Annotated in this window: 16 protein-coding genes; 4 read left to right on the plus strand and 12 right to left on the minus strand. The window is 51.6% G+C overall.

The genetic code is table 11. The annotated features are described in order from the left end of the window. Positions 1 to 191 precede the first annotated feature (191 nt). The 5 genes from E2566_RS15520 to glyA all read right to left on the minus strand — a co-directional run bounded on the left by E2566_RS15520 (position 192) and on the right by glyA (position 6,100). Complete coding sequence (locus E2566_RS15520; protein WP_107170439.1) at positions 192 to 1,319, minus strand: ABC transporter substrate-binding protein; 1,128 nt, start codon at positions 1,317 to 1,319, stop codon at positions 192 to 194. Between the two features lie 118 nt (positions 1,320 to 1,437). Continuing rightward, positions 1,438 to 2,511, minus strand: coding sequence for a nickel/cobalt transporter (locus tag E2566_RS15525; RefSeq protein WP_107170438.1), 1,074 nt, complete (start codon positions 2,509 to 2,511; stop codon positions 1,438 to 1,440). Further along, positions 2,502 to 3,161: a DUF1007 family protein gene (locus E2566_RS15530; RefSeq protein WP_107170437.1), complete on the minus strand. Its 660-nt coding sequence runs from the start codon at positions 3,159 to 3,161 to the stop codon at positions 2,502 to 2,504. The genes E2566_RS15525 and E2566_RS15530 overlap by 10 nt, the downstream gene beginning before the upstream one ends. 30 nt (positions 3,162 to 3,191) lie before the next feature. Further along, a complete protein-coding gene (locus E2566_RS15535) occupies positions 3,192 to 4,349 on the minus strand; it encodes a 3-phenylpropionate MFS transporter (protein ID WP_107170436.1) in 1,158 nt (385 codons plus the stop codon). Between the two features lie 497 nt (positions 4,350 to 4,846). Continuing rightward, positions 4,847 to 6,100 (minus strand): serine hydroxymethyltransferase, encoded by a 1,254-nt coding sequence (gene glyA, locus E2566_RS15540; protein ID WP_107170435.1) that lies wholly within the window; start codon positions 6,098 to 6,100, stop codon positions 4,847 to 4,849. A gap of 360 nt (positions 6,101 to 6,460) precedes the next feature. Here glyA and hmpA point away from each other — a divergent pair, with 360 nt between their 5' ends. The 3 genes from hmpA (at position 6,461) to pemA (ending at position 10,888) form a co-directional block, all read left to right on the plus strand. Then, positions 6,461 to 7,651, plus strand: coding sequence for an NO-inducible flavohemoprotein (hmpA, locus tag E2566_RS15545; RefSeq protein ID WP_107170434.1), 1,191 nt, complete (start codon positions 6,461 to 6,463; stop codon positions 7,649 to 7,651). Between the two features lie 370 nt (positions 7,652 to 8,021). Continuing rightward, positions 8,022 to 9,680: a pectin acetylesterase PaeY gene (paeY, locus tag E2566_RS15550; protein WP_107170433.1), complete on the plus strand. Its 1,659-nt coding sequence runs from the start codon at positions 8,022 to 8,024 to the stop codon at positions 9,678 to 9,680. A gap of 101 nt (positions 9,681 to 9,781) precedes the next feature. Continuing rightward, positions 9,782 to 10,888 (plus strand): pectinesterase PemA, encoded by a 1,107-nt coding sequence (gene pemA / locus E2566_RS15555; RefSeq protein WP_107170432.1) that lies wholly within the window; start codon positions 9,782 to 9,784, stop codon positions 10,886 to 10,888. A gap of 128 nt (positions 10,889 to 11,016) precedes the next feature. Here pemA and glnB read toward each other — a convergent pair whose 3' ends face one another. The 5 genes from glnB to purL form a co-directional block, all read right to left on the minus strand. Beyond that, a complete protein-coding gene (gene glnB, locus E2566_RS15560) occupies positions 11,017 to 11,355 on the minus strand; it encodes a nitrogen regulatory protein P-II (protein ID WP_005970202.1) in 339 nt (112 codons plus the stop codon). 163 nt (positions 11,356 to 11,518) lie between these two features. Further along, a complete protein-coding gene (glrR, locus tag E2566_RS15565; RefSeq protein ID WP_107170431.1) occupies positions 11,519 to 12,856 on the minus strand; it encodes a two-component system response regulator GlrR in 1,338 nt (445 codons plus the stop codon). Further along, on the minus strand, positions 12,853 to 13,686 hold the full coding sequence (gene qseG / locus E2566_RS15570) for a two-component system QseEF-associated lipoprotein QseG (RefSeq protein WP_107170430.1): 834 nt from the start codon (positions 13,684 to 13,686) through the stop codon (positions 12,853 to 12,855). Before qseG ends, glrR begins: the two co-directional genes overlap by 4 nt. Before the next feature lie 20 nt (positions 13,687 to 13,706). Beyond that, positions 13,707 to 15,143, minus strand: coding sequence for a sensor histidine kinase (locus E2566_RS15575; protein WP_107170429.1), 1,437 nt, complete (start codon positions 15,141 to 15,143; stop codon positions 13,707 to 13,709). 705 nt (positions 15,144 to 15,848) lie between these two features. After that, positions 15,849 to 19,736: a phosphoribosylformylglycinamidine synthase gene (purL, locus tag E2566_RS15580; protein ID WP_107170428.1), complete on the minus strand. Its 3,888-nt coding sequence runs from the start codon at positions 19,734 to 19,736 to the stop codon at positions 15,849 to 15,851. Between the two features lie 216 nt (positions 19,737 to 19,952). On the opposite strand from purL, the gene mltF reads away from it, so the two are divergent. Beyond that, positions 19,953 to 21,461, plus strand: a complete 1,509-nt coding sequence (gene mltF, locus E2566_RS15585; RefSeq protein WP_107170427.1) for a membrane-bound lytic murein transglycosylase MltF — start codon at positions 19,953 to 19,955, stop codon at positions 21,459 to 21,461. A 147-nt stretch (positions 21,462 to 21,608) separates the two neighbouring features. On the opposite strand, the gene tadA is transcribed toward mltF, so the two are convergent. Further along, a complete protein-coding gene (gene tadA / locus E2566_RS15590) occupies positions 21,609 to 22,085 on the minus strand; it encodes a tRNA adenosine(34) deaminase TadA (RefSeq protein ID WP_233671812.1) in 477 nt (158 codons plus the stop codon). A gap of 98 nt (positions 22,086 to 22,183) precedes the next feature. After that, positions 22,184 to 22,822, minus strand: coding sequence for a phosphatidylglycerophosphatase C (yfhb, locus tag E2566_RS15595; RefSeq protein ID WP_107170485.1), 639 nt, complete (start codon positions 22,820 to 22,822; stop codon positions 22,184 to 22,186). Between the last annotated feature and the right edge of the window lie 130 nt (positions 22,823 to 22,952).

The following is a 22,952-nucleotide window of genomic DNA, read 5'->3' on the forward strand; positions in this document are numbered from 1 at the left end:
ACCTTGCGTTCCCGATCGTTAAAACAAATTAATAAAATCAAATGGATAGATTAAAACTATCAACCAACGACAATTGATCGTCAAAAACGTCCGTTCATCTGTAACGGCACGCAAAGAAAGAGGCACAAAAAAAAAAGCACTGACCAATAAGGTTCAGTGCTTTTTTATCTCTGGTTTACTATCTGGTAGCGCTATTTCTTCGCTGGCAGCGTAACCCAGTAGCCCGGCTGATACGGCAGCGGCAGGAACTTCTCATGGAAGGTACGGAATGTTGCATCAGGATCGAGGTCTTTAAATAGTTCAGGGTGCATCCATTTCGCTAATACTTGAATCGCCACAAACTGATACGGGCTGTCATAGAACTGATGCCAGATCGCATGAGCGTTGCCATCAGTTGCTACCGGCAACGTTTTAAATGCTGAGCGTTCCATCAATTTTTGCAAACGTTGCAGCGCTTCCTTCTGATCGGCTCCTGGTCCGACGCCAACCCAGCCGTTCGCCGTGTTGTAGTTTTTCCAGTTTGCGCCTGTTACCACCACGACATCCGGGCGAGAGCTGATAATCTGCTCAGGATTCAACGTACCAAACGTGCCGGGAATGATGTTCTTGGCAATGTTGTCACCGCCGGCAACGTCAACCATGCGACCAAAGTTTTCATCACCGAATGACATGCAGCACTCTTCGTCATAACCACCCGCACGGTCGATCATCACTTTTGGACGTGAGCCTTGATAGTTTTTCAACCGATCGGTGACGATTTCAATTTGCTCACGACGAAATTTAATAATCTCTTCCGCACGCTGGGGTTTGCCCACCAGTTGCCCCATGATATGAATGCTTTTCTCCGCATTCTCAAACGGCTTCTCACGGAAATCGATAAACACCACCGGGATACCCAGCGAACTGAGTTTTTCAATCAATTTACCTTCATCCGTCGCCGCTTTTGACTCCAAATTCATCAACACCAAATCCGGTTTTAGCGTCAATGCCTGCTCAACGTTGAAAGTGCCATCCTTCGCTCCGCCGAAGGTCGGTAGCTTTTTAATTTCCGGGTATTTCTTTTCATAAGCCATATAGCCGTCGTAATCCGCTTTTGGCAGATCGTCACGCCAGCCAACCACACGTTGGAACGGTGCTTCGGTATCAAAGGCAGCCAGCAGATAAATCTGTCGACCTTCCCCTAAAATAATCCGCTTCACTTCGGATTTAATTTCTACCTTCCTGCCACTAACGTCTTCAATAACAATCGGGTTAGCGCTAGCAGCAACGCTAGCGCTCAGCCCCAAGAGCACAACGACTGAGAACAGCCATTTCTTCATTATTATTCCCTTCTGCGATTATGGTTATAAATGATAATAGTTATCATTAATGAAATGATATCCTGCCGTGATTATCGGAGGCAATGGGTTTCTAACGAGAAGTTAATAAAAAGTGAAATCAGCCGGAGAATGGCCGAATACCGCCCATCATCGCGGGCTGTGCGCTGAGGTAAAGCAGGATACCGGAACCAACCAAAATCAGCCCGCCAGCAAAAGCCAGAAGAGAAAACGTCGCTCGCTGCCATACGGGCGATGCACGATTTGCCCCTAAACGCTCAACAACACGACGGCAGTAAAAAACCAGCACAGCCAACGCCGAGATCGTAATCGCCGTTCCGGCAGCCATCACCAGCGCAGAAACTACGCCCCACAGATAGACGCCGATCACTTTAGAGAAAAGCAGCACCAGAATAGCGCCTGAGCACGGGCGCATCCCCATTGCCAGTACAATCATCAGGCGCGTACGCCAGCTGCTATCACGCCCAAGCTCCTCATTACTAGGGAGATGGCGATGCCCACAGCCACAATCGGCATCGTGCTGATGAAGAGAATGAGACGGTGCAGGCATTGGGCGCAGCGTCAGACGTCCATGCGTTGGCTTGTTAAGTGGCGTCATGCGCAAAATTGTCGCCGGTTTGGGCTGCCGCGCTAACGTGATATAGAGCTGTTTCAACGCACGAAAACAGAGCAATAGCCCTAACCCCGCCACCAGGACGAAACTCCCTTTCTCCATCCAGAAACTACTGCTATGCAGCGTCCGGCTCGACAGTTGCAAGATCCCGAGTACTACAGTCACCAGCGCTATCGCCATCAGTCCCTGAACCAGTGAGGCAGCAAATGTTAACTTCAGGCTGCTTTTCAGCTTCGACGGATGTGTCGCTAAATAGGTCATGATAACGACTTTGCCATGCCCTGGCCCGACCGCATGGAGCACGCCATAGACCAGACTGAACATCATCAGGCTCAGCCCAGCCTGATGAGGCTGCTGTTCCACCATCTGCAACAGATGTGACATCTGCTGGTGCAGCGATTTCTGCCAAATCGCACTTTGCAGCACGATTTGCGGCCAATATCCCACGATGTAATGTAGCGCCGCAGCAAGCAGCGCTAAAAACAGCCACAGCGGCCACAGATCGCGCAGCTGGCTCAACAACGAACGTTGACGCGACAGCAAGCCAAAGTTTACTGACATTGCAACGTCACCCGCTGTGCAAACTGTTTCCCCAAATCCATGTCTTCATCCGGTGCATCATTTTTATCCAGTGATAACGCATAGGATTGCAGTTCAGCGTTAGGCTTTGGCGTGAAAAGCGTAGTTTTACAGCGAGATGCCAGCTCGGGTGCCAGCTTAACGGCCTTATCATTCTGATAGGACATATCGACAAAGTAGGTCGGGTCGTAAGTAGAAATCAACAAAGGTTTTCCGGCCAGTGGCTGCGGGTGTGACAGCGGGAGTACAAATTCCAACACCGCCTGGTTGCCTTTACGGGAGAGATTATATTCAGTTGGCAGCCGAGCGTATTTTACGGGCTGATTATCACGATAAATGTCGGTGAAATAGTGCTGTCCCCACACATTCGCCATAACTTCCGCCGCCAGTTTTTTCCAGACTTCGGAATCCTTTTTCGCCTGTCCTGCGTCATACAGCAAGTCGGCAGACGTGATAGGGTCCATCGTCCACTGCATACGTAAACCGGTGATGTTGTCGTTCTGGCTTTCAACTGTCGTTTGCATATCAATAAAACTGTGTGGGTGAGCGAAAACGGGTTGGCAGAGCGCCAAACCTGTCATGAGCAACGGTATCCGACCGCCCCCTCGTTTCAAAGCGTTATAATGTAACATTATTTTTATCACAATGTGTACGCCACTCTCTTAGGTTTTTGCGACAGTGTGATGACTCACAGACGGTCGGATAAACAGAGCCGGAACAGCCAACAGCGCCATCACCCAAAACGTACCGCCCTGCAAATGATCAAACAGGAAGCCGGACACCATGGTCATCACCGCAATACTTCCCCCCATCGCCAACGCGGAATATACCGCCTGCAACCGCAATACGTCACCTCCGCTGCGTGCCGCAATAAAGCGCATAGCGGCCAAATGGCAGACGGTAAACGTACCACAGTGCAATATCTGTATCACAATCAGCCACGGCAGAGCCACCGTCGACCCCATCAAACCCCAGCGCACCACACCGCATACCGCGGAAAGCAGCAGCAGTTGTCTGGCACTCCAGCGTCGGAACAGGCGCTGGCTAAAGGTAAAAATGACGATCTCCGCGACAACACCCAGCGACCAGAGATAACCAATAATCGAGGCGGAATAGCCTGAATCCTGCCAATAAATCACGCTGAAACCGTAGTAAGCCGCGTGCGCTCCCTGCAACAGCGATACGCAAAGTAGGAAACGCCATACCGCCGGTTCACTCAGTAATTTTTTCCATGGCGTAACGCTGGCAGATTGTGCCGTAGACGCGGTGGCCTGTGGCATCACACTCGGCCGGAACAGCATGCCAAGCAGCATAGCGACAAGGCCCGTACTTAGGATCGCCAAAATGGCAGGATGCCCCCAAATAGCCACCAGTTCCCCCGTCACAGCAGAGGCGATAACAAAGGCAATCGATCCCCACACGCGAACTTTGCCATAATCCATCACTACCTGCTTTTGCCACGTGGCAGCCAACGCATCAGTCAGCGGCACCAGCGGCGCAAAAAACAGGTTAAACCCGATCATCACTATCATTAGCCACAGCCAGGCATTACCCAGCCAGAAACCGACGACCAATGCCAATGACAGCAGTGCCAGCCCACGCAATACCGTAATTAATTTGGACGGATCTTTCACGCTGGGCGTAATGACCAGACTACCGACGAAGCGCGCCACCAGCCCCGCCCCCAACAGCATACCTATCGACTCTGCGGACAGCCCCTCACCTTTTAACCACCCCCCCCAAAACGGCAGGAAAACACCATAACAAAAAAAGTATGTGAAATAGCTCAGCGCCAGCCAGCGCGTCGATTGCAAAACCATGATATCTCCCTTTCGATGACGAACACTCCCGCTCACCACCCTACAAACTGTCACAAACACAACGTGTATAATTTTCCGCTAAAAATGAACCAACACTTTTTGCTGGCGATTCTTTTTACCAGTGACTTTTTTTGCTGGTTACTGTGTCAGAGTGCATGCGACGGTGCAACGCGTTATTCGTTATTACACGTGAACAGGAATATCGGCCGATCGACAGGTATAAAAAATGTCCAGGAGAAATTTTTAACGTCGCTTGCGGCGACCAAGGATGGCACGCCATAAAAAAACGTGGGGAACGTTTTTCAACGTCGCTTGCGATGGCCCGCAGGGTGGCGGCCAGGGATGGTACGCCATAAAAAAACGTGGGGAACGTTTTTCAACGTCGCTTGCGACGGCCCGCAGGGTGGCGGCCAGGGATGGTACGCCATAAAAAACGCCAGCACAGAGGCTGGCGTTTGAGACGTTTTCCGACAGTGATGTCTGAGAAAAATGCCGAATTATGCGTAAACCGGGAAGCGGGCGCAGATCTCCAGAACTTTCTGTTTCACGCGTTCAATGGTTGCTTCGTCATTGATGTTGTCCAACACATCACAGATCCAGCCAGCCAGTTCACGCACTTCCGCTTCTTTAAAGCCACGACGCGTTGCCGCTGGTGTACCAATACGGATACCAGAAGTCACGAACGGACTCTTCGGATCGTTAGGCACACTGTTTTTGTTCACGGTGATATTCGCACGACCCAGCGCAGCATCTGCTTCTTTACCGGTCAGGTTTTTGCTGACCAGATCCAGCAGGAATAAGTGGTTGCTGGTCGCGCCGGAAACCACGTTGAAGCCACGTGACAGGAAGACCTCTACCATTGCTTTGGCATTCTTCGCCACCTGCTGCTGGTAAACTTTGAACTCAGGCTCCATCGCTTCTTTCAGCGCAACCGCTTTACCCGCGATAACGTGCATCAACGGGCCGCCCTGACCGCCAGGGAATACCGCAGAGTTCAGTTTTTTGTACAGCTCTTCGTCGCCGCCTTTCGCCAGAATCAGGCCACCGCGTGGGCCAGCCAGCGTTTTGTGCGTGGTAGTGGTCACGATGTGAGCATGAGGAACCGGGTTAGGGTAAACATCCGCGGCAATCAGACCAGCAACGTGCGCCATATCAACAAACAGGTAAGCACCGATGCTGTCAGCGATTTCGCGCATCTTCGCCCAGTCAACCACGCCAGAGTATGCAGAGAAACCGCCGACGATCATTTTTGGCTTGTGCGTACGCGCCAGCTCAGCCATTTCGTCGTAGTCGATTTTACCGCTTTCGTCGATGCCGTAAGGAATGACTTTATACAATTTACCAGACAGGTTAACCGGAGAACCGTGCGTCAGGTGACCACCGTGCGCCAGGTTCATACCCAGAATGGTGTCGCCTGGTTGCAACAGCGCTGTATAAACAGCAAAGTTAGCCTGAGAACCGGAGTGCGGCTGCACGTTGGCATAATCAGCACCGAACAGCGCTTTAGCACGATCGATCGCCAATTGCTCAACGATGTCCACATACTCACAGCCGCCGTAGTAACGTTTGCCTGGATAACCTTCAGCATACTTGTTCGTCAGCTGAGACCCTTGAGCCTGCATAACGCGTGGGCTGGTGTAGTTTTCTGACGCAATCAGTTCAATGTGCTCTTCCTGACGCACCACTTCTTGCTCCATTGCTTGCCACAGGTCGGCATCATAATCGGCAATGTTCATTTCACGCTTTAACATCCGGATCTCCTGACTCAGCTAACATAAATATACTGGGAATTGACGGCCCATTCGGGAATTGGCCTACCCTTTTGGGGAATGGCGTATAGTGTAAACCGTTTTTCCCTAATGAAGATAGGTCTTGACAGAGGTTTTTACGCAAACGATTAGCTACAGGCAGCACAAGGCTTCAGCAAATCTACGTGGTGTAACGACAAACGGATTTTTCTTCATTCTCATCCTGCTATTTCTTCATGTTATTCCTTCTGACCCACGCTAAAAGCCCCTACCACCAAAAAGGTAATTTACAGCGACGGACAAACCCAATAAGATGCATATAAAATACAACTTATAAGTCATGCAAATAAATAAGGAGTCACCATGCTGGATAACAACACTATCGCTATCGTTAAATCAACCATCCCTCTGCTGGCGGAAACCGGTCCGAAACTGACCGCACATTTCTACGATCGTATGTTTACGCATAACCCGGAGCTCAAAGATATTTTCAACATGAGCAACCAACGTAACGGCGATCAGCGGGAGGCGCTGTTCAATGCTATTTGTGCTTATGCGACGAACATCGAAAACCTGGCTGCACTGCTGCCTGCGGTTGAGCGCATCGCCCAGAAGCATGCCAGCTTTAATATTCAGGCCGATCAGTATCAGATCGTGGGTAATCATTTATTGGCCACGCTAGATGAAATGTTTAGCCCCGGCCAGGAAGTGCTGGATGCCTGGGGTAAAGCCTATGGCGTACTGGCGAACGTCTTCATCCAACGCGAAGACGATATCTACCGCAGCACCGAAGCAAAAAACGGCGGCTGGAGCGGTGTACGCGCTTTCCGTATTGTGAACAAGCAGCCGCAAAGTTCAGTGATCACCAGCTTTACACTGGAACCCATCGACGGCCAGCCTATCGCTGACTTTCAACCGGGCCAGTATCTGGCGGTTTACATCAAGCATGACAGTTTTGCCAATCAGGAAATTCGCCAATACTCTCTAACCCATGCTCCTAATGGAAAGTCCTACCGGATTGCGGTTAAACGTGAAGCTCAGGGCACCGTTTCCGGCTACCTGCATGATACGGCTCGTGAAGGCGACATCATTCATCTGGCAGCTCCACACGGCGACTTCTTCCTTGATATCCCCGCCACCACACCCGTTGCTCTGATTTCCGGTGGTGTAGGACAAACTCCGATGCTGGGCATGCTGCATACGCTAAAACAGCAGGGCCATCAGGCTAAGGTATTATGGCTGCACGCAGCAGAAAACGGCGCAGCGCACGCGTTTGCTGATGAAATCGAACAGACGGGGCCATCACTACCGCAGTTTCAGCGCCACATCTGGTATCGGGAGCCACAGCAGACCGATCGTCCAGGCGAAGATTATCATCACAGTGGCCTGATGCAGTTATCCTCGCTACAAGATGAATTAACCACGCCCGCCATGCACTACTACCTATGTGGCCCTGTCGTTTTCATGCAGTTTGTCGCACAGCAACTGCTGGCAATCGGCATCCCGGCCGAGCAACTGCATTACGAATGTTTTGGCCCACATAAAGTTGTCTAACCCTCATTGATAACGGCTCAAACCCAAAGGTCGCTTTTGCGACCTTTTTTTGTCTATTAAAACCTCGCCTTCCCTGAAACACTTTATTGATCACAATTTTATGTGCCGATACACGGGTACTCCGCTAAAAAAGAGGTCGGTCACAAAAAAATAGGCCTTATTAAAATAATATTTCATTTTTAATGAATAGTTATTTCATCAAAAGGTTCTGCGTTTAGGCATCGCCCTTGAATCGGCTTGGGTGCACAATAAAAGCCCCGATGTTCTCTCTAAAGGCCGTGACAAGAACGGTAAAAAACAGCGTTCTTTCTTTGATAACACTTGGGTTCATTAACCGTTTTCGATTAACCAACAAGGGATATGTCTGACCATGGCAAAACGTTTTTCAGAAAGTATGGCTTTAGCGTTGATACTTTCCACCCCTTTCACATTCGTACACGCTAAAACTCCCACCGCTGCACACCAGACCGCCGCACCAGAGAGCGCTAAATTACTGTCAGGTTCAACGTTGGGTGAAAAGACGGGATTATCTGGTAGTGTCACGGCTCGGGATATTCATCTACCCGCTACCATCATTATCAGAGACCAACAGGGCCAGAAGCGACAAACGCAGACCGATGAGCAAGGGAAATATCACCTTGATGTTTCAGGCCTCACGCCCCCGCTACGGGTTTTAGCCATTGAATCCGGTGGCAATAACTGTCTGCTAAATAATATTTCCCGTGCAATCTGCCTGTCTGCCGTCGCACCTTCACTGCATGACGGTAAAGAAAATATCGCCAATATCAACCCACTGACCGACCGTATTACCTCAGATATCGCGGTAGCAGCGGGTTACATCGGCCCACAGCAGCTAACCGACGACACAGCATCACCAAAGCTCGACGCCGCAGCATGGAAAACCGCCTACGCCGATTTTCATGCCGGCTTTAATGGCGCATTAAAACAGGTTGGTATCAGCGCCCCCGCGCGCTTCGATCCCCTCACTTATCCCGCAAGCCAGCAGGCCGCTGTTACCAAAATTGTCAACGTCATTAACCATAACCGCAATTATCACAACAATACGGGTTACTCCGGCCATACCGTGCTGACTGACAGCGCATTTCACCCGATTGTCGGCCTGAATGATAAAGGTGACTATGAACCGTTAGACTATCGCTCTGCCCGCCAAAGCCTGGATGCCATCCAGAAAGCACAAACCCGCATTTTCCTCGTTGGCGATTCAACCGCAGCAACCTATGAAAAAATGCGCTTCCCACGTATGGGATGGGGTCAAGTTTTTGAACAGCAGTTCAGTAAAAACAGTAGCGTGAAAGTCGTCAATGGTACACGCGCGGGCCGCAGCTCACGCGACTATTTTTACGAGGGCTGGTTCCGCCAGATGCAGCCGTTGATGAAGGAAGGTGACTTCCTATTTATACAAATGGGACACAACGATCAAAATTGCAACGGTGCAAAAGAAGTTCGCGGCCCTGCTGATGTCGCGAATCTATGTACTTACCCGAATGATGCCGCAGGGAAAAAACAGGCACCGCAGGGGAAAGCCGATATGTCATTCCAGACATCACTGGAACGCTACATCACTTTTGCTCGTCAACACAAACTCACACCGGTTCTGCTCACCCCGACCACTCGAGTGAAAACGGCTGAAGGGAAAAACGGCACACCTGCCGTACATAGCCACTTCACCAAACAAAATGCGGACAACGGTTATGCCTTCGTCGGCGATTACAGCCAGACCATCAAAGACACCGCTGAAGATAACAAGGTCATTTTGCTGGACGTTGAGCCCGCCACCATTGCGTTGGCAAATCAGGGCAACAGCGACCATTGGAAACAATACTGGCTGGTGATCGACCCCAAAAAATATCCTTACTATCGCGATCAGGCAGGCAGCCTGAGCAAACCAGACACCACTCATTTCCAGCAAAAAGGCGCTATTGCCGTGGCGGAGATTGTCGCTAACGCCATTCGGCAAGAACCCGCTTTAGCAGCTCTGGCGGAGAAAACCGTCAGCAAGCATAAGTAGTTATCAGTCAGGCAAAACGATAAGACAGAACCACGCGCGGCGTTATTTAGCCGCGCGTTATAGACCTTCTTCTTTCCCCTACCGATTACAGGACTCTGGACATGATAAACACCCCACACCTCTGCAAGACGCTGACCTTAGCCATGTTAATTTCTTCCCCTTGGGCATTAGCACAGGCAGCCGACTATAATGCGCTGGTTTCCGCCAATGCAACGGACGCCAAGGCCTACAAAACCATTACTGAAGCTATCGCCAGCGCCCCGGCAGACAGTTCCCCGTTTGTTATCTATGTGAAAAATGGCGTCTACCACGAACGCCTCACCATTACGCGCCCCAACATCCATCTACAGGGCGAAAGCCGTGACGGCACCGTAATCACCGCAACCACCGCCGCAGGGATGCTCAAACCCGATGGCAGCAAATGGGGAACTTATGGCAGCAACACGGTGAAAGTTGATGCACCTGATTTCAGCGCCCGTTCACTGACTATCAGCAACGATTTCGATTACCCTGCCAATCAGGCCAAAGCCAATGATGACCCGACCAAATTAAAAGATTCGCAGGCCGTAGCACTATTGGTTGCCGAAAACAGCGATCGGGCGTGGTTCCATGATGTCAGCCTGACTGGCTATCAGGACACGCTGTATGTGAAAGGTGGGCGCAGCTTCTTCTCAAAATGCCGTATCAGCGGCACCGTTGATTTCATCTTTGGCAACGGCACTGCGCTGTTTGACGACTGTGACATCGTCGCCCGTAATCGTACCGACGTGAAAGATCAACCACTTGGCTACCTCACTGCTCCCAGCACGGACATTAAGCAAAAATATGGTTTGGTCATTATTAATAGTCGGGTGATTAAAGAGAAAGATGTGCCCGCAAAAAGCTATGGTCTGGGTCGTCCATGGCACCCAACGACCACCTTTGAGGATGGTCGCTATGCCGATCCTAACGCCATCGGCCAGACCGTTTTCCTGAACACCAGCATGGACGACCACATTTATGGCTGGGACAAAATGTCAGGCAAAGATAAACAAGGCGAAAAAATCTGGTTCCATCCGCAGGACTCACGCTTTTTCGAGTATAAATCCAGCGGTTCAGGAGCAGAGAAAAACGATCAGCGCCGTCAGTTGAGCGAGGCGGAAGCGGCAGAATACACCGCTGATAAGGTATTAGCAGGCTGGGTTCCTACTGCACCTAAAGGGAAATAAAGGTAACGAAGCCAGCCTTCATCAGGCTGGCTTCTATATCCGTCATACTTCAAGCTATATATGCGTTAGCTGCATGAAACGAGAATTATGCAGAGCATAGACGGTATTGTCGGGGTGAGGCGAAACGATTAAATCGCTTCCTCGTCCTCTTCACCAGTACGAATACGAACAACGCGTGCCACATCAAAAACAAAGATTTTACCGTCGCCGATTTTACCCGTCTGCGCGGTCTGTGTGATGGTTTCAACACAGGTATCAACAATATCATCCGACACAACAATTTCGATTTTTACTTTCGGCAAAAAATCGACCATGTATTCTGCACCACGATACAGCTCGGTGTGGCCTTTCTGGCGACCAAAGCCTTTAACTTCCGTTACCGTCATCCCTGTGATGCCCACTTCAGCTAACGCTTCACGCACATCGTCCAGTTTGAACGGCTTAATAATCGCATCAATTTTCTTCATGGAGGAACCTTTGTGTTATCTATGTTGCGGCCAAAGCCGAGCATCAGCAAATAAACAGCATGTCAGAACTCAGGCGGACAATCTATACCCGTCATACTTCAAGCTACTTGGGCACTGACCCACACCACACTGTATTACGGGCGTCCTACCTGCGCTCTCAGGGCTAATCTTTAAAATCATTGGCATCCAGTTCGTGCCGACCCAACAGTTTATAAAATTCCGTTCGATTACGCCCGGCCATTCGCGCAGCCTGCGTCACGTTACCTTTTGCGATCTGTAGTAGTTTTCGCAAATAGTTAAGTTCAAACTGATGGCGCGCTTCAACAAACGTCGGCAGTGCGGTATTTTCACCTTCCAGCGCCTGCTCAACCAGTGCATCGCTGATTACTGGCGCGCTGGTTAACGCAACACACTGTTCGATGACATTCACCAACTGACGCACGTTACCCGGCCAGCTTGCCGTCATCAAGCGCTTCATCGCATCCGTTGAAAAGGTGCGCACAAAAGGTTTGTGACGATTGGCGGATTCACGCAGCAGATGATTTGCCAACAGCGGGATATCTTCGGCACGTTCATGCAGCGCTGGCAGCTTCATATTCACCACGTTGAGTCGATAATACAGATCCTCACGGAATTCGTTTTTTTCCATCGCCTTCGGCAAATCACGGTGCGTGGCGGAAATAATCCGCACGTCGATGTCCAGATCGCGGTTGCTCCCCAGCGGGCGAACTTTTCGCTCCTGCAAAACACGCAGCAGCTTAACCTGTAAAGACAACGGCATATCGCCGATTTCATCTAAAAACAGCGTACCGCCTTCTGCCGCCTGAAAAAGCCCTTCACGGCTGCTAACTGCACCGGTAAAAGCCCCTTTCGCGTGACCAAACAGCTCCGACTCCAGCAGCGGCTCCGGCAACGCACCGCAGTTAATCGCGATAAATGCTTTCTTGGCGCGTGGGCTTGCGGCATGAATTGCCTGAGCCAGCACCTCTTTCCCGGTTCCGCTCTGACCATTAATCAGCACGCTAACGTCCGACTGTGCCACCATTCTGGCCTGTTCCAGCAGACGTAACATTATTGGGCTACGCGTCACGATAGTTTCACGCCAGCTTTCATCACCTGCCGGTGCGGATAACGCCATCGCTTCATCGATGGCTTTGTAGAGCGCATCGCGGTCAACGGGCTTCGTGAGAAAGCTGAATACGCCCTGTTGCGTCGCCGCAACCGCATCGGGAATGGAACCGTGAGCGGTTAAGATGATCACTGGCATCCCCGGCTGATAGCGCTGGATTTCGGAAAACAACGCCATGCCATCCATTTCATCCATACGAAGATCGCTGATCACCAGGTCAAACGTCTCGCGCGTTAACAGCCGCAGCGCCTCCTGGCCGCTCTCCGCCGTCATCACGCTAAACCCTTCACTGGTCAGGCGCATTCCCAATAGCTTCAGCAGGCTGGGATCATCATCCACGAGCAACAAACTCGCCGTTTTTCGGGCTGTCATTGTCTTGTTGATTCCTTCGTCGTCGATTTGTCCGTATGTGACCCAATTGGCGGCGTATAGGTGTCATCCGCATCAACGGGCTCATTTCTGGGTTTCGTGGCCGAATTGCGTGAACTCTCTCTATTTGTCCCCGCATTGCCACGGTGATCGGCATCGTTATCCGGCATTTCCCCTGACAACTGCTTACGGGATGAGAGTTGACGTTCAATATCCGTCAGGTTTTCCAGTTTCTGCGTGGTCGTTTCTAATTGATATTGCAGGTGATTTTGCTGCACGCGCAGGGTGTCTAGCTGTTTGTCACTGGATTCCTGTAAACGCTTATAGCGCAGGCGTTCATCTGATAGCGCCAGAAATAGCGTTTGTCTGTCACGCCAGGTTTGCATCAACGGGCGCAGCGCCGCAGGGAAAGCCAGACGATATAAATTGATTTGTTCCAGCACCTGACGTCGTTCAGCCTGAGTAATACCGGCATTGTCCAGTAAAATACCCTGCTTAAACGCATTTTCCCAGCTATCCCCCGCGACCTGCTCAGCTTCTTCACGAGCCTGAAACTGGGTCAGACGCCCCGCACAATCCATCGCCCGCAACCAATAAAGTGCGTTGTTCATGGATTCACGATCGTCTATCTGCCACAAATGCTCACATTGCGCGATACGGAAATCGGCGACCTGTTCTTTCGGCGGTGTACCTTCTATTTCCAGCAGCGCAGTGCCGCTGTTCACATAGCTATTGCACGCAGCCAAAACAAGCGGCGACGACAGCAGCACCGCCTTCAACAGACAGGAAAATGGTCTTTTCGCCAGCCATCCCTTCATAAACCCTACATTCATTATCTATTCATTCTCGGACTTTATTCATTATCGGACAATAAGGGCAGTTCGATGCGGAAACACACATCAGCATAGTCCACTGTAATTAGGCTAAGCTCACCACGCATACGGCGAATGCAATCGCGCGCAATACTCAACCCGAGCCCGCTACCCTTTACCGCGCCACGGCGCTGATGGCTTCCCTGATAAAAGGGCTCAAAAATCATGCTCCGCTCGGCATCAGGAATGGACGTACCACTATTGGCGACATCAATCTGAACGCGATTGCCAATCTGGCGGCTATAAATCCAAATGTTACCGGATTCCTTCCCGTAGTGCACCGCGTTGGAATAGAGATTATCAATCACTCGCATCAACAGCGTCGTCTCCGCCCAACAGTGCCCAACGGCCAGTGTCACATCGGTATGAATCATTTTGGCGCGAGCAGGGAGACTGTGGGATGACACGACGATATCGACGATTTCTTCGATTTCAACACGCTCCAGCTCGGTCGGCGTATCTGCCAGTTTGCGGTTATAGTCCAACAGTTGATCGATCAACTGCAACAGGTGACGGCTGCTGCTATCGAGAATAGCGACAACCTCCTTCTGGTCGGTAGTCAGCGGGCCAACTACCTCATCAGCCAGCAGTTCGGTGCCTTCTCGCAGACTGGCCAGCGGCGTCTTGAGCTCATGGGAAATATGACGTAAGAACTCGTGTCGCTGTGACTCCAGCCAGGACAGACGCTCACTCAGCCAGATAATGCGCTGCGCCAGCGTCCGAATCTCACGCGGGCCTTTGAACGTGCTGGTATTCCCCAGCGAACGGCCTTCGCCAAGGCGGTTAATCATCCGCTCTACACCATTAACCGGGCCAATAATCATCCGCGTAAAAAGAGCCACCAGCAGTACGCTGACCAGAAACAAGAGCAACGCCTGCCAACCAAAGAACTGGCCGCGTTCGGAAATAGCCTGCTGAAGCTGTTGCCCGCGAGAGAAAACGACGTCACGCGTCACCTGCACCATCTGTCCGTTAGCGCGAGAGAACCCTTCCAGCAGGCTGGACGCCGTTTGTTCCGGGCCGCTGTTATGACAGCGTATCTCGCCAAGCTGAGTCAGCAGTTGACGTAACGTCTGATAATAACGGGGATCGGGAAGCACCCGCGCGTGGGAGTCCAACATTTGCGAATACTGTTTACGCTGGTTTTGGTAAAGCGTCGCCAGCGTCTGGTCATCTAATACACAGTATTGCCGATAGCTACGCTCCATCGCCAGCGCTACGCTGGTCATCGCCTCACTGCGGCGGGCATCAGCCAGCGTTGTGCGATTAATATCCGCAGCCTGTTCGCTCAGCATGTTTAGGCTTTGATAAGCCTGATAAGCCAGTACCAACAGCGGCAACAGCACCAACAAGAATGCCATAATTACTAATTGCCGCAGGGAACGCGGAAATAAACGCCATCGTTTCAAAGAAATCATCTCGTTACCTATCGAATCCGCTCTGATGCTAACTGAGTCTTATAAAAGTTCAACGTTTTCCCTTACGACATGCGCAACGCTTCGCAATACGGCATGAGTACCAATGTAACGCTATAGAAAGTCACGCCGTAAAAAGCAATCAGGGGGATTTTCTGGGGGATGTGGCGAGTATAAAACGTCACGCGGCCAGAAGAATCGCTCCCTCTGGCCGCGTAACTGAATAGGCGGTGCCTCACTCAACGTGTCGTCCGATGCTTGATAACGTTCGTTTTCACGTACTGTTATCGGTCTGGTGGACGATAGGCACCCTTTCTTTTGGCATCATTCCAGATGTTATGAGCGAAAATGTTTGCCAGTTAGCAACGCAATCATAACCAGTTGAATGAGCAACGTCGATTAAAATGCATGTATCATGCCAATATCAAAAAATAAAAAATAACCACTTGATTAATAATATTTTTTATTATTATTTTTATCGAAAAACAGATTATCCAAAATTAAAACAGCGACAATATGCGTAAAAGAGACGATTTATGTCGCTAAAAACAGACAGCTTTATAACGCCGTCACAGCCTCCATATAAATCAATTAGTTAAATGTCACCAATCAGAGACAATAAAAAACCAGTCCGTCGCAAAAAAACGACAAAGCGAGATAACAGAGGTAAAAAAGGGGCCGAAGCCCCTTTCTCTCACTGACGTTAACTCAGCCCAGTTGTCTACGTGCGTTGCGGAACATACGCATCCACGGGCCATCCTCGCCCCATTCTTCTGGGTGCCAAGAGTTACTAACGGTACGGAACACGCGTTCAGGATGCGGCATCATGACAGTTGCCCGACCACTAGTACTGGTTACCGCCGTGATACCGTTTGGCGACCCATTCGGGTTAGCCGGATAATTCTCGGTTACCTGCCCATAGTGGTTGATATAACGCAGTGCGACCAGACCGTGCTCTTCAATCGCCGCTAAATGCGCATCGTCACGGACTTCAACCAGCCCTTCACCATGTGAAACGGCAATTGGCATGCGAGATCCCGCCATGTCATTCATAAACAGCGACGGGCTTTTCTCCACTTCGACCAGACTGAAACGAGCTTCAAAGCGATCGGATTTATTGCGGACAAAGCGCGGCCAGAGATCGGCACCTGGAATTAACTCACGCAAGTTGGACATCATCTGGCAACCGTTACATACGCCCAGCGCCAGCGTCTGCGGACGCAAGAAGAATTCAGCGAACTCATCACGCACGCGAGAGTTGAACAGAATAGATTTAGCCCAGCCTTCGCCCGCGCCCAGCACGTCACCATAAGAGAAGCCGCCACACGCAACCAGCGCTTGGAAATCCTTCAAGTTACGACGATTCGCCAGCAGGTCACTCATATGGATATCGATGGCCTCAAAGCCAGCACGGTGGAACGCCGCCGCCATTTCTACGTGGGAATTCACCCCCTGCTCACGCAGGACTGCCACTTTAGGCCGAGCATTCTTAGCAATATAAGGTGCGGCGATATCTTCCTGCGGGTTGAAGGTCAGCGATACATTCAGGCCAGGATCGTTATCATCCTGTCTGGCGATGTGTTCCTGATCGGCACACTGCGGGTTATCACGTAGGCGCTGCATCTGCCAGCTGGTTTCAGCCCACCAGCGGCGCAGCGTCGAACGGCTTTCCTGATAGACCGCTTCAGTACCCTGATTGATGGTGAAACGCGTTCCTTCTTCGGCATAACCAAGATAATGCACACAATCGGCCAAACCGTGCAGCGCCAGAACGGCGTTGACTTCGGCACGACGCGCTTCTGGAATCTGGATTACGGCACCCAACTCTTCATTAAACAGCGTCGCCAGCGTATCTTCACCCTGAGACGCAATATCAACAGTGATACCACAGTGACCAGCAAACGCCATCTCTGCCAGCGTTACCAGCAGACCGCCGTCTGAACGGTCGTGGTAGGCCAGAAGCGCCTTATCCGCAACCAGTTGTTGCATGGCGTTAAAGAAGCCTGCCAATTGCTCTGGGCTATGAACATCTGCCGTTTTGCGACCCAGTTGGCGATAAACCTGCGCCAGCGCCGTCGCACCTAATGCTTTATTACCTGCGCCCAGATCGATCAGCAGCAGCGCATTATCCTGCCCGGTACGCAGCTGTGGCGTTACCGTGTTACGCACGTCTTCCACACGCGCAAATGCAGAGATCACCAGCGACATCGGCGAGGTGACCGCGCGATCTTCACCGTCTTCCTGCCAGCGGGTTTTCATCGACATGGAGTCTTTACCCACTGGGATCGTCAGACCCAGCGCCGGACACAGTTCTTCGCCCACGGCTTTTACCGCATCGTACAGGCCAGCGTCTTCACCCGGATGCCCTGCTGCCGCCATCCAGTTTGCAGACAGCTTCACGCGAGTCAGCGGGCCGATATGCGTAGCAGCAATGTTCGTCAGCGCCTCACCTACCGCCAAACGCGCGGAAGCCGCAAAGTTACGTAGCGCAACAGGTGCACGTTCGCCGATAGACATCGCCTCGCCGTAATAGCTGTCAAGGCTGGCGGTAGTCACCGCACAGTCAGCCACCGGCACCTGCCACGGTCCGACCATCTGATCGCGCGCAACCATGCCCGTAACAGAACGGTCACCAATGGTGATCAGGAAGGTTTTTTCCGCGACAACGGGCAAGTGCAGCACGCGCTCGACCGCTTCGGCCAGATAAATTTCGTCACGCTGTAATGGTGTGCCTTCTACCTGTTTGCGCTCTACATCACGCAGCATCTTCGGTGTTTTACCCAGCAGCACATCCAGCGGTAAATCGATAGGTTTGTTGTTGAAGTGACGATCGTTCATCGTCAGATGCAGTTCTTCCGTCGCTTCACCAATCACCGCATAAGGCGCGCGCTCGCGGCGGCAAATGTCATCAAACTGTGCCAGTTGCTCTGGCGCAACCGCCAGAACGTAGCGCTCCTGCGACTCGTTACACCAGACTTCCAGCGGGCTCATACCCGGCTCGTCGTTCAAAATATCACGCAGTTCAAAGCGACCACCGCGACCGCCGTCGCTCACCAACTCAGGCATGGCGTTAGACAAACCGCCCGCGCCGACATCGTGAATGAACAGGATCGGGTTAGCTTCACCCAACTGCCAGCAGCGGTCGATCACTTCCTGACAGCGACGCTCCATTTCTGGGTTATCACGCTGAACAGAAGCAAAATCCAAATCCGCATCAGACTGACCCGATGCCATGGAAGACGCCGCGCCACCACCCAGACCGATATTCATGGACGGTCCGCCCAATACAATCAGTTTAGCGCCAACGCTAATTTCGCCTTTTTTGACGTGATCGCCACGGATGTTACCAATGCCGCCCGCCAGCATGATCGGTTTATGGTAACCGCGCAGCTCTGTGCCATTGTGGCTATCAACGCGTTCTTCATAAGTACGGAAATAGCCAGTCAGTGCAGGACGGCCGAATTCGTTGTTAAATGCCGCGCCGCCTAATGGGCCTTCAGTCATGATATCCAGCGCGCTGACAATACGATCTGGCTTACCGAACTCTTCTTCTTCCCACGGCTGGATAAAGCCAGGAATACGCAGATTCGATACAGAAAAACCGACCAAGCCAGCTTTCGGCTTAGAGCCACGACCCGTTGCGCCTTCATCACGGATTTCACCGCCAGACCCTGTTGCTGCGCCCGGCCACGGTGAAATCGCCGTTGGGTGGTTATGCGTTTCCACCTTCATCAGGATATGTGCGTCTTCCTGATGGTAAGTATATTGCCCGTTGGTATCGGTGTAGAAACGGCCAACGGCGGAGCCTTCCATGACGGCAGCGTTGTCTTTATAAGCAGAGAGAACGTGATCGGGCGTGTGTTCAAAGGTGTTTTTGATCATTTTGAACAGTGATTTCGGCTGAGTTACGCCGTCGATTACCCAATCCGCGTTAAAAATCTTGTGGCGGCAGTGCTCAGAGTTCGCCTGTGCGAACATATACAGTTCAATATCGTTAGGATTGCGGCCCAGTTTGGTGAAGGCTTCCAGCAGATAATCAATTTCATCTTCCGCCAATGCCAACCCCAGACGGACATTTGCCTCTTCCAGCGCCTGACGTCCTTGCAGCAGAATTTCAATACGCTTGAAAGGGGCTGGTTGATGATGAGAGAACAACGCTTCAGCCTGTTTCAGGTCGCTAAATACGCTTTCCATCATCCGGTCATGTAGCAATGTCCCCAGTTGCTGCCACTGTTCATCGCTCAGCATTGGCGCATGAATATAGAAAGCCAGACCGCGCTCTAAGCGCAAAACTTTGCTTAAGCCACAGTTATGGGCAATGTCTGTTGCTTTGGAAGACCACGGTGAAATAGTGCCGGGACGCGGCGTGACCAGTAACAGACGACCTTGCGGCTCGTGCTCCGCGAGAGAAGGGCCATACTTCAGCAAACGTGTCAGTTTGGCCTGTTCATCGTTGTTCAGCGGGGCGCTGACATCGGCGAAATGTACGTATTCAGCATAGATATCGCTGACCGGCAAAACGTGCTCTTTGCAGCGGACCAGCAATTTATTAATACGAAAAGCCGATAAAGCAGGTGAACCACGCAGTATTTCCATAATCTAAAGTTCTCTCGTCTTCGATGCACTGGCTGCGATACAGCCACTGGGCACAACAGGGGGGAAACGCGCGTATTATAGAGAATCCTTCCCTCGGACGAAACCGTTTGCGTGCCGATAATTTTACTTCGCCTCCGCCGGATGATTAATCGGTGACCAAATCAATAAAAGTTGCACACTGGCGGTTTGTTAAGCAAAATGCCCCCACTCTGGGAAATGACGTATAAAAAAACTGCCGTTACAGACAGCCTGGCCATCCGGCCGCCGAGAGATAACTATTTGAAGCCTTTAAAATTAAATTATTTTTTCATCGGGATTATCACGTTACTACTGGCGTTAGCGCTATGGCCTAGTATTCCCTGGCGCAGCAGTCAGGATGTACAGCTCAGGCAGATCCTCTCACGCGGCGAGTTACGTATCAGCACCGTTAACTCACCGCTGACTTATGCTATGAGCAACGGTTCCCCGACAGGTCTGGACTATGAACTGGCAAAACGTTTTGCCGATTACCTCGGCGTCAAGCTGGTGGTCTCGTCACGCAAGAATCTTGACGAACTGTTCGACGATCTGGACGGTGACGATGCAGACCTGCTAGCTGCCGGGCTGATTTATAATCATGAGCGCTTAGAACGTTTCCGTGCTGGCCCGACCTACTACTCCATCTCACAGCAGATGGTCTACCGCCTCGGTTCACCTCGCCCAAAAACGTTGGATAAACTGCAAGGCCGTCTCGTTGTCACATCAGGCTCCGCTCATGCGGCAACCCTGCGCGATTTAAAAGCAGAGAAATACCCACAGTTGAGTTGGGAATCCGCCTCCGATCAGAGCACACAGGAATTATTGAAACAGGTTGCTGACGGCAAACTGGACTATGCGCTAGGTGACTCAGTGACCATCGGCCTGATGCAGCGTATTCATCCGCAGCTCGCCGTCGCCTTCGATCTTAGCGATGAAGAGCCGGTCACCTGGTATATGCGTCGTTCGCACGATGACAGCCTGTCTGCTGCCCTGTTAGATTTTTTCAGCAAGATTGTCGAAGATGGTACGCTCGCACGTCTGGAGGAAAAGTATCTCGGTCACGTTGGTGAATTTGATTATGTCGATACCACCACGTTTCTGAGCGCCATCGATGAAACGTTACCGGACCTGCGCCCGCTGTTTGAAAAATACGCCACCGATATCGACTGGAAGCTGCTAGCCGCCATCTCCTATCAGGAGTCACACTGGAACCCGCTGGCAACCTCCCCTACCGGCGTACGCGGATTGATGATGCTAACGCGTAACACCGCAGAAAGCCTGAACGTGACCGATCGCGTCGACCCTGAGCAGAGTATTCGCGGCGGCGCACAATATATGTCGTATATGATGCAGAAAATGCCAGACACCATTCCCGAAGATGAAAAAATCTGGTTTGCGCTGGCATCCTACAACATGGGATACGCCCATCTGCTTGATGCACGTAAATTGACCGAGAAACAAAAAGGCAATCCTGACAGTTGGGTAGACGTAAAAATGCGCCTGCCAATGCTAAGCCAGAAGCGCTATTACACGCAAACCACCTACGGCTACGCACGCGGGCAAGAAGCCTATAATTATGTGGAAAACATTCGGCGCTATATGGTGAGTCTGGAAGGTTATCTGATAGAAAAAGAAGCCAAGGCTCAGCAACAAACCCAGATTGCGCAAGGCTATCCAGCGGTTCCTCTCACCAAAGTGCCGGAATAAAAAAAACTAGAATGGACCTATACCCTAAATAATTCGAGTTGCGTGAAGGCGGCAACTGAACGAATCCCCAGGAGCTTACACAAGTAAGTGACTGGGGTGAGTAAGGGCAGCCAACGCACAAGCAGCTTGAAGTATGACGGGTATACGCTATTCCTGCGCGGCGTTCTTCTCTGCGGCTCGGCGGGCTTTATGCTGTTCACGACGCAGACGAAAAAATGCGCTGAGCGTTGCAGAGCATTCGTCAGCCAGCACACCCGATTCAATAACAATCTGATGATTCATGCCAGGGTGGCGCAGAATGTCCAACAGCGATCCCGCCGCCCCCGTTTTCTCATCTGACGCGCCATAAACCAGACGACCAATGCGGCCATGTATCATCGCGCCCGCACACATGATGCACGGCTCCAACGTGACATACAGCGTGGTCTCCAGCAGGCGGTAGTTCTGCAACACGACTCCCCCCTGCCGCAGTGCCATAATTTCAGCGTGCGCGGTAGGATCGTGATGACCTATCGGCCGATTCCACCCTTCGCCAATCGCTTCGTTATCCAACACCAGCACCGCGCCAACCGGGACTTCGCCTTCATCTTGAGCACGCTGAGCCAGCGTCAATGCATAGCGCATCCAGTATTCATCATTATGCAGGCTAGTCACATTTCCTCACTCAATCATTCGCATTTTTGGCGGCGCATTATACCTATATGGTTGGCGTATTGAAGGCGTTACTCCAGTTGTTGCAGACTTCCTTCGGGCGTCACCCGCCAACGGTGCTCGCAAAAATAGAGCAATGGGTTGTCCTGCTTGCTGTCGCTATAGCCGCTGTAGAGCTTGAGCGGTGCACCTAAACGCTGCTCCATCTGCGTCACTTTTTCATGCCCGAGACAGCGCAGCGTGAGTACCCAGCCGCCGTAGCGACGGGTAATCTGGCTCCCCATCAGGCGAACGCCAGATAAAAAAGGCGAATCCTGATAGACCTGTTCAACCAGCCGCTGTGGCGATCCCGTCACCAGCCAAACCTGTGCATCACTGTCTTCAAGATAGCTTTTCAACCGCTGTTGAACCTGCGGAAACGGTATGACATCGCGACGAAATGCACCAACGAACTGCTTTTCAAGCTGAGCAAGATCGTCTTCGTCACGCCCAAACGTAATCGCCCACAGCAGCCAGCTCATCGGCCAGCGCGCCGCGCGCCCCCGAATTAATAACCCAAGCCCTATCACCGGCAATAGCGGAATAACCAAAATGAGGTTTAACGGCAATCGACGAAGCAAGAAACGCAAAAAACTGCCAAACATATCCTGCTGATGCAACGTGCCATCCAGATCAAAAAAAACAATGCGTTGCTCTCGCTTGTCACTCAAAACATCTCCCCCGACTTGCATCAAGATAGTCTTATCCGCTAATCAGCGCCTGTCGCGCCGTATTCTTTTCGCCCACCGTCGCTTCCACCACGATACGGCAAGCCCGGTGCACCAGCTTCACATTGATTGC

This window comes from Pectobacterium punjabense (assembly GCF_012427845.1).
In the GTDB taxonomy this organism is placed as follows: Bacteria; Pseudomonadota; Gammaproteobacteria; order Enterobacterales; family Enterobacteriaceae; genus Pectobacterium; species Pectobacterium punjabense.